The following is a 938-nucleotide window of genomic DNA, read 5'->3' as shown; positions in this document are numbered from 1 at the left end:
GACGTCCTTCTCCTCCAGGCCGGGCAGCTCAGCGGTGATGCGCACCTCCTTGTCCGTTTCATCGATGTCGATCTGGGGCCAGCCGAGCCCGCTCAGTCCCCGGCTCGATCCGAACGGCGCAAGATCAAAGCCGCGGAATACCTCGTCGAACATCCGGTTCATCTCGCGATGCAATGTAAGAAACGGATTCACATCGGCTCCGCGGTGAATGCCGACCTCTCGTCCGCCGTTATTCCACGGAATGAGGTCCTTGATACCCATGGTGTGTTCTCCTCAATTCAGGCGACTTCCGCCGCGAATCGCCGCGGAAGTCTGTTCTTCGCTGATGTGCGCGTTGCGTGGCGGTCAGGCCGCCTTGCCGTCGATCTGCCGGACGTTCGAAGCGGACGAACCGCTGATCGAAATCCGGCGCGGCTTCATGGCCTCGGGGATCTCGCGCACCAGTTCGATCTGCAGCAAGCCGTTGTCGAACGAGGCTCCCTTGACCTGGACATAGTCCGCCAGATTGAACTGCCGCTTAAAGGGCCGAGACGAAATTCCCTGGTACAGGAACTCGCGCTGCTGTTTTTCCGACTTCCGGCCTTCGACCGTCAACACGCTTTGTTCTGCGGTGATCGCGATTTCATCGGCCGAGAAGCCAGCCACCGCCAGCGAAATCTGGTAGCGGTCTTCGCTCAGTCGCTCGACGTTGCATGGGGGATAGTTATCCTCCGTGCCGGCCTGTTGCGCGGCGTCCACAAGATCGAACAGACGGTCAAAGCCGATGGTCGACCGCCAAAGGGGAGCGAAATCGTAGGTGGTCCTCATAGCCAAATCCTCCACTGAGCAAGATGGGTACGAGCAGGCGTCGGACACCTCCGGCGCCCGTCTCCGCCGGGCCCCCGAAGGGCGCCCGGACCGCTTGTCGCGGCACGCTAAAAATTAGAAAAAGCCGATTC

Annotated in this window: 1 protein-coding gene and 1 pseudogene; both read right to left on the bottom strand. The window is 60.7% G+C overall.

The features are described from left to right. Positions 1 to 261 (bottom strand): annotated as a pseudogene (locus WN73_RS00840) (Hsp20/alpha crystallin family protein); the annotation flags it as partial. 84 nt (positions 262 to 345) lie between these two features. Further along, positions 346 to 807 (bottom strand): small heat shock protein HspB, encoded by a 462-nt coding sequence (gene hspB / locus WN73_RS00835; protein WP_011087989.1) that lies wholly within the window; start codon positions 805 to 807, stop codon positions 346 to 348. Positions 808 to 938 lie beyond the last annotated feature (131 nt).

The sequence above is a fragment of the Bradyrhizobium sp. CCBAU 45394 genome (genome assembly GCF_028128655.1).
GTDB classification, from domain to species: domain Bacteria; phylum Pseudomonadota; class Alphaproteobacteria; order Rhizobiales; family Xanthobacteraceae; genus Bradyrhizobium; species Bradyrhizobium diazoefficiens.
This window is presented reverse-complemented; position numbering and strand designations above follow the sequence as displayed.

What these genes read in the sequence shown, in the direction of transcription:
- hspB (WP_011087989.1), bottom strand. Translation starts at nt 807, where the DNA reads ATGAGGACCACCTACGATTTCGCTCCCCTTTGGCGGTCGACCATCGGC.